The organism is Marinococcus sp. LNSP9103-4, from assembly GCF_056034345.1.
Genome location: NZ_JBQLIA010000023.1, coordinates 39,683 through 46,221, shown reverse-complemented (window position 1 = coordinate 46,221; position 6,539 = coordinate 39,683). Strand labels below are relative to the sequence as shown.

Genomic DNA, 6,539 nt, shown 5'->3' with positions numbered 1-6,539 from the left:
CAATGAGGGGTGGAAAATAGAAAAAACCCGAATGATGGGCACTTTTTTATCGTGTCCATCATTCGGGTTATAGTTCACCTTTGGGAGCTGCTTTTTTAGGCTGACTGGCGCACGCTAAATGCAGTAATAGAAACAAGGATGATAACGATACCCAGGGCCTGAATGATTGCCAGACTATCTCCAAGCAGAACAACGCCAAACAAAGAAGCGGTGACCGGCTCTGCCATGGCAACCATTGAAGCAGTAACCGGAGTAGTCAGCTTGATACCGATAACGTACAGTACAAAGGAAATGCCTGCACCAACGAGCCCGAGCAGTAGAAACCACCCAATATCACTGGATGTTAAAACGGATACTGCTTCCTGTTGGTCGACAACCATCAGAAGAATTACACAAAAAACAAAAAAAGCGATCGTTAAAGAGGTTTCGGGTCTGCCGACTGCAGAGGCGTATTTAAATCCAAAAATAAACAACGCGTATGAAAGGCCGGCACTGAGGCCGGCAGCAGCGCCTGCAAGTGTAACCGAAGAACCGCTTGTGTCATAAGCACCTGTTAGGAGAAAAATTCCTACAAGCACTACTGCAATACATCCCCATTTGAAAAAAGTAGAGGGCTCCTGCTTTAGAAAAAAAGAAATCAAAAATACAAATATAGGTGCGGTATACATTAGCGTAGCAGCAATTGCTACGCTCGAGGCCTCGATACTAAGAAAGTAAAAGGTGAAATTGCCGGCGACGCCTGCCCCGGCGAGAGCGGCCCATATAAATAAGCGGGCGGAGGGGGACCCGGTCTGTCGAATCCGTAGAAGGAACCATATAAAAATACAGACAAAACCTACAGCCCCCCGGTAAAATGAAATAACTAACGGGTCCCAGCCCTTATGTAATAGTATATCTGCCAATCCACCTGAAATACCCCATAGTACCGCAGCCATTACGACTAAAATCGTGCCTGAAAATTTCATTGTCAGCCTCCGCGGTAGTGTGAATATAATTGTTTACCCTTAAAGAAGCTGCTTCAAACAGATTTTGCATCAACGGTCAGTTTAAAGCATAACTTCAATAAGAACGTAGCCGAAAAAGGATAATAAAAGCGAGCCGCAAACTGCCACGATAAACATCTTTGAACTAATGGTTTTAAAAGAAGCAGCAGGCATCTGCATTCCAAAGCCAGCCATAGCCATGCCAAGAAAAATATATGAAGCTGAGACCATAAAAGCAGCTGCCGAATCGCTGAGCAGATTAAAGGTATTGGCCAGACTCACTGCTAAAAATCCGAAAATAAACCATGGAACCGGAATTGTATGGGAGGCCCGCTTTTCTTTACGGCTTTGAAGCATGGCAACTACAAGTGCTACCGGGATGAGAAGTGCAACTCTCGTTAATTTAATGATCAGGGCGTGGTCTTCCGAGACTGTACCGCCGGCTTCAGATGCCGCTACAGCGTGAGCCACTTCATGGAGAGTTCCTCCGGATAAAACGCCATATTCATATGCATTCATCCCCAGAAACGGAAACAGAAAAGCATAGGAAACAGAAAAAAAAGTACCAACCACGGCGATAATCGCGATGCTCGCAGTAGTAGTTTTATGTTCTGCTTTTACAATCGGGGCAATGGCTGCGATAGCTGAAGCTCCGCAGATAGCTGTACCGCAGGCTGTTAACAGACTGAGCGTTTTATCTATCTTTAAAGCTCTGGCAGCAAAGTAAATGACAAAAAGCGCAATTAGTAACCCGGAAGCAGCGATAAAAAAGGCGTTAAATCCGGATTCATAAATATCTCCTAAATGCAGGCGGGCCCCGAGGAAAATAATGCCGAGCCTAAGCAAGTGCCTGCTTGAAAAAGTGATTCCGGGGAGCGCACGATCGGGCACTCCTGCGGTGAAGCGCCAGCATACGCCTAAAAGTATTGCAGTAACAAGCGCGCCCATCGCTGAGAATGGAGCGGACTCCGCTAGTGCGCTGCTGAGCACAGCAGCAATAAACGTAAAAATAAGTCCGGACGTTAGCGTGGGAATGGAAGAAACAAATCGTTTCATTAGTCTTCAACTCCTAATCATTAACGCTATTGTACTCCTGCTCTTTTTATTATAAAAACAAATATATATAATGAAATTAATTAATATTATTAATAAATGGGAGGGCCTATGCATATTGACGAATTAAAAACTTTTTTGACCGTCGTGGAGGAAAAAAATTTTACAAAAGCTTCGGAGGTGCTCTCCCTCTCCCAGCCGACTGTAAGCGTGCATATAAAAAATCTTGAACAGGAATTTCTTGCTCCGCTTTTTCAGCGGACAACAAAATCATTGATGCTCACAAGGGAGGGGGAGGTGTTTTTGGATCATGCCCGTCAGTTGATGGGCACCTACGTCCATATGAAGGAAGCTATATATACGATGCACGAGGAAGTGAGCGGAACCATTCATATCGGGGCCAGCTTTACGATTGGGGAATACGTGCTCCCAAAAGTAATGGCCAGAATGCAGGGTGAGTATGAAGGAATTCAGTTTGAAGTGACTATTGCTAATACAGAGGAAATCATTCAGCTGGTCCGGACGCTGAAAGTCGATATCGGCCTGGTGGAAGGGCACAGCAGGGCTGCCGATGTTACGCTGACACCGTTTCAGACGGATCGCCTGGCGGTAGTTAAGAATACATCCAATTCCTTTTCGCCTCGAACCCGGGAGGAGCTGCAGGACCAGAAATGGGTGGTGCGCGAAAAGGGATCCGGGACCAGGGAATCGTTTGATTATGTGATGAATGCAAACGGGATACGTATACGTTCACTTCTGATGATCAGCAGCACGCAGGGGGTTAAAGAAGCTGTTAAAAGCGGTCTTGGCTTATCTTTGTTATCAGAAGCAGCGATTGAAGAAGAACAAAAACACAACTCCCTGGAGCTTTTATCCATTGAAGGCATCGATGCAAAAAGGTTTTTTTCCTATGTACTTCCAAAAAGAACAGAGCGGACAAAAAATATTCAGTTTATGATCCGATGCCTGACAGAGAATTACTGACGTCCGTTGCCTTCTTTTTTATAGTTTTCTACAAAAACTAATTTGTTGTATACTAATACCGCAATCTTAGGGGAATTACTGATGATGGTTTTATATTCACCGCTGTATAAAGCATTCTGTTCAACATAAAAACGGAAGCTTACTATACTGAAATGAGGAATGGGTAAATGATTCAAATTGAACCATTTTTGCGCAATGATCAGTTTAATTTTATTAAAGAGCATGTATGGAAATTCGCCCATGCGCACGCTACAGTAAAAGATGCTGATGTAATCAGTGCATTAAAGCACAGTGCCTTTGATCAAATTATTAACAGCTTTCATTCGATGAACGATGAGCAGGAACGCCTGTTAGAAAAGATTCTTTATGTAGAGGACAGCACTCAGGCAGAGCAGATGCTCGGTGAGTTGAAAATGTATGTTGTTCCATTCCCGGCTGTAACTGTAGAACGGATTAAAAAGCTGTTTCCAAAGGCGAAAAAGCTGACAATGCCATCATTGGAAGATGAGGAACTGAAAAATATATCTTATCTGGGCTGGAATGACATCCGCGCAGAACGAAAATATATTATTACTACGGACCAGAGGAGATTGACGGGTGTGTTTGGGACATTTCGGAATACTCCTGGAAAAGGCATCTGTACGATCTGCAGCAAACAGGAGGAGACAGGGCTTTTTATGGCAGTAGTGAAGGCCGGAAAAGAAACATATACGAGCCGGGGCAACTATATCTGCCGGGACAGTCGCAGGTGCAATGAAAATATTACGGATCTCCGGCAGCTTGAAACGTTCATGTACCATTTGAAAAAGTGAATACTATAAAAGCCGGGTAAGGAACGTTTCCCCCGGCTTTTATATATTATTGCAGTGTATGCAGATGGATGGTCCCGTCTCTTGTATAATCGTCGATTTCCTGACGGATGTGGTCTGCGAGGCCGATTTGCTTCATCGTATCAAAGATGGAACACGCTTGATCCCAGTCCTGAAGAGCGGATTCATCAAATCCCAGCACCAGAAGATTTTGGCCCCGCTGATAAAGCAGTTCCCCTAAAACGTAGCTGTTCTGAAGGTCAATGCAGCGGTTGATTCCCTTTGAACACCAGTCGATGGATTGCTGGTAAGCGCCCTGATAGGTCAGCGCTTTAGTTAAAGTATATGTCAGCTTTAATTCAATGTATTTATTCTCCGGGTGCACCAGGCTCTGATGGTCCTGCAGCGCTTTCCGGCATACGTCCGCAGCTTTTTTGTATTCGTGTTCAAGGTTGTAAATAATCGCCATGGCGTTTATGATTTCACCCTTACGTTCCGTATAAATTCCTTTGTGGTACGCATCGAGGGCAGAAGAAGCCAGTTCGAGAGCCCGCTCCGGATCCTTGTCCAGTTCGTAGGCGCAAATAGCTTTATGCCAAAGCATGTACTGCTCATAATAGCCGATTTTAAAAATGGGGTTGTCTTCCTCCCTGGAAAGAAGCTCCCGCATCGAAACGTAATCATGCTCGAACCGGCACGTTTCAAGCATACTGAATACAGAGCGGACGTAGTCGCTGCGGTCTGTTAACGCTTCTTCAAAAAAGTAATACATGCTGGCTCCGAGCCGTTCAGCAATATAAAACATGGTGCTTGAATATGGAACGATGGTCCCCTTCTCAATTTTACTGATCTGCGCCTGGGTACAAATATCTTTGGCAAGCTCCTTTTGTGTGTAGCCCCGGTATTTTCGCAGCTCCTGTATTTTATTTCCCACCCGTGAAAAATCCATCAATATAGTTCTCTCCCTATCTCTCAAATATTCCTATAATTATTTTACGGGAAGAAATCTGTAGAAAAAAGAGGAAAGTCTTAGGAAATTGATCGATTTTGGAGTCAGAAGCGGAAAACACTCTTTTTATAGTTCGAATATACTAAAACGAACATATAATAAAGAGGTGAAGAAATGAAAAAGGCAGGTTTATGGAATGCTGCGTTCATTGTAATAATGATGGCAACAGCTGTACCGGTTCAGCAGGCAGCGCCGGTGGCAGGTGAAATTATAACGAGAGACATCCCACATCAATATTAAAAACAAGCCGCGGACATCATTGATGCCTGCGGCTTGTTTCTTTATACTGCTTGGCTTTCTCAACATATTCGAGGCGGATACGCTCCATGTCTTCTTTGTCCTCTTCAGTGAGGTCACGAACGACTTTGGCCGGACGTCCAAAGGCAAGTACGCCGGCAGGAATCGTTTTTCCGGGCGGGACCAGGCTGCCGGCACCGATGAACGCTCCTTCACCGATCTCTGCACCGTCAAGCACTGTAGACCCCATGCCGATGAGTGCCTTCTTTCTTACAATGGCGGAATGAAGCATCACCTGATGACCGACAGTAACGTCGTCTTCAATAATCAAAGGATGCTTCGGGCTTTGGTGCAGCAGGCATTGATCCTGTACATTGACTCTGCTGCCAATCAGCGTAGGTGCTACGTCCCCGCGAATAACGGTGTGAAACCAAATGCTCGATTCTTCGCCGATGGTAACGTCACCAGTGATGACCGTGAAATCTGCTAAAAAAACAGTGGGAGCAATGGAAGGGTACTGGTTGTTGTACGGATAAATCATAAAAAAACCCACACTTTCCGAAATTTATTCTGCATTTCTAATGCAAGTGTAGCAAAAATAATAGTAAAATAAAGAAAGATATATTTCCCGGGGTACTGGATTGAGGAAAAAGGGGGCGATAATAGTGGAAAAAAGATTAGTGGACCGCCCGCGTGGAGTTGTTGTGCTGGTTCATGGATCAGGAGAACACTACCGGCGGTATGAATGGCTGATCCATGTATTGAAGCGCCAGCATCTGCATGTGATAACCGGAGATCTGCCGGGACATGGGGAAACTGAAGGACGAAGAGGACATATAGACAGCTTCCGTGAATACACAGATACAGTATATGAATGGTACAGAGAAGCAGCTTCCTTTAAGCTGCCTATTTTTATGCTTGGGCACAGTATGGGAGGATTAATTGTCATTCGGGCGGTATCCGAGCGGTACATGCCGGTGAAAGGAATTATTTTATCCTCTCCGGCACTCGGATTATACGAATATCCAAACAGGATCCGGGAGCTCTCCGGGAGGCTGGCGCACCGGCTTATGCCGGGTAAACCTCTCCGGACCGGCATCCAGGCCGAGTATCTAACAAGAAATCCGGAAACAAGAGCAGAATACCAAAGGGATGAATTGGTGAATGATACGGTCACCGTCCGCTGGTACCAGGAAATGATCCGGTCGATGCGGATCAGTCTGGCGCAGCCGGAAAGCTTTCCGGATACTCCACTTCTGGTTATGCAGGCCGGAGAGGATTATATTGTTGATAAAGAAGCGACTGTCCGTTGGTTCAACCGGCTGCATACATCTGAACGGACGATCAAAATATGGAATAATCTTTATCATGAAATATTAAATGAGCCGGAGCAGGAACGAGTAGTAAGATATATCATTCACTTTATGAACCAGCATTCCTAATATGAACCAGCCAATCAAGGAG

Annotated in this window: 8 protein-coding genes; 4 read left to right on the top strand and 4 right to left on the bottom strand. The window is 45.1% G+C overall.

What is annotated here, in order from left to right; genetic code table 11:
• Positions 1-95: 95 nt before the first annotated feature.
• Complete coding sequence (locus ACTRXG_RS13845) at positions 96-965, bottom strand: DMT family transporter (RefSeq protein ID WP_474285514.1); 870 nt, start codon at positions 963-965, stop codon at positions 96-98.
• A gap of 81 nt (positions 966-1,046) precedes the next feature.
• Positions 1,047-2,039 carry a YeiH family protein gene (locus ACTRXG_RS13840; RefSeq protein ID WP_474285513.1) on the bottom strand — a complete coding sequence of 331 codons (993 nt, stop codon included), beginning with the start codon at positions 2,037-2,039 and terminating at the stop codon, positions 1,047-1,049.
• Positions 2,040-2,147: 108 nt separating this feature from the next.
• Here ACTRXG_RS13840 and ACTRXG_RS13835 point away from each other — a divergent pair, with 108 nt between their 5' ends.
• Both ACTRXG_RS13835 and ACTRXG_RS13830 read left to right on the top strand, forming a co-directional pair.
• Positions 2,148-3,020: a LysR substrate-binding domain-containing protein gene (locus ACTRXG_RS13835; protein ID WP_474285511.1), complete on the top strand. Its 873-nt coding sequence runs from the start codon at positions 2,148-2,150 to the stop codon at positions 3,018-3,020.
• Between the two features lie 167 nt (positions 3,021-3,187).
• Positions 3,188-3,832: a FusB/FusC family EF-G-binding protein gene (locus tag ACTRXG_RS13830; protein ID WP_474285510.1), complete on the top strand. Its 645-nt coding sequence runs from the start codon at positions 3,188-3,190 to the stop codon at positions 3,830-3,832.
• A 46-nt stretch (positions 3,833-3,878) separates the two neighbouring features.
• Here the strand turns inward: ACTRXG_RS13830 and ACTRXG_RS13825 are convergent, their stop codons facing one another.
• A complete protein-coding gene (locus ACTRXG_RS13825) occupies positions 3,879-4,778 on the bottom strand; it encodes a helix-turn-helix domain-containing protein (protein WP_474263001.1) in 900 nt (299 codons plus the stop codon).
• Positions 4,779-4,952: 174 nt separating this feature from the next.
• Here ACTRXG_RS13825 and ACTRXG_RS13820 point away from each other — a divergent pair, with 174 nt between their 5' ends.
• The gene (locus ACTRXG_RS13820) at positions 4,953-5,078 is read left to right on the top strand and encodes a hypothetical protein (RefSeq protein WP_474285509.1); all 126 of its coding nucleotides are present in this window, start codon (positions 4,953-4,955) and stop codon (positions 5,076-5,078) included.
• Positions 5,079-5,094: 16 nt separating this feature from the next.
• Here the strand turns inward: ACTRXG_RS13820 and ACTRXG_RS13815 are convergent, their stop codons facing one another.
• Positions 5,095-5,616, bottom strand: a complete 522-nt coding sequence (locus ACTRXG_RS13815) for a gamma carbonic anhydrase (protein WP_322526227.1) — start codon at positions 5,614-5,616, stop codon at positions 5,095-5,097.
• A gap of 124 nt (positions 5,617-5,740) precedes the next feature.
• Between ACTRXG_RS13815 and ACTRXG_RS13810 the strand changes: the two genes are divergently transcribed.
• A complete protein-coding gene (locus ACTRXG_RS13810) occupies positions 5,741-6,517 on the top strand; it encodes a lysophospholipase (protein WP_474262929.1) in 777 nt (258 codons plus the stop codon).
• Positions 6,518-6,539 lie beyond the last annotated feature (22 nt).

Bases quoted from the DNA above. Each gene is read 5' to 3' on its own strand.
- ACTRXG_RS13845 (WP_474285514.1), bottom strand. From the start codon at position 965: ATGAAATTTTCAGGCACGATTTTAGTCGTAATGGCTGCGGTACTATGG.
- ACTRXG_RS13840 (WP_474285513.1), bottom strand. From the start codon at position 2,039: ATGAAACGATTTGTTTCTTCCATTCCCACGCTAACGTCCGGACTTATT.
- ACTRXG_RS13835 (WP_474285511.1), top strand. From the start codon at position 2,148: ATGCATATTGACGAATTAAAAACTTTTTTGACCGTCGTGGAGGAAAAA.
- ACTRXG_RS13830 (WP_474285510.1), top strand. From the start codon at position 3,188: ATGATTCAAATTGAACCATTTTTGCGCAATGATCAGTTTAATTTTATT.
- ACTRXG_RS13825 (WP_474263001.1), bottom strand. From the start codon at position 4,778: ATGGATTTTTCACGGGTGGGAAATAAAATACAGGAGCTGCGAAAATAC.
- ACTRXG_RS13820 (WP_474285509.1), top strand. From the start codon at position 4,953: ATGAAAAAGGCAGGTTTATGGAATGCTGCGTTCATTGTAATAATGATG.
- ACTRXG_RS13815 (WP_322526227.1), bottom strand. From the start codon at position 5,616: ATGATTTATCCGTACAACAACCAGTACCCTTCCATTGCTCCCACTGTT.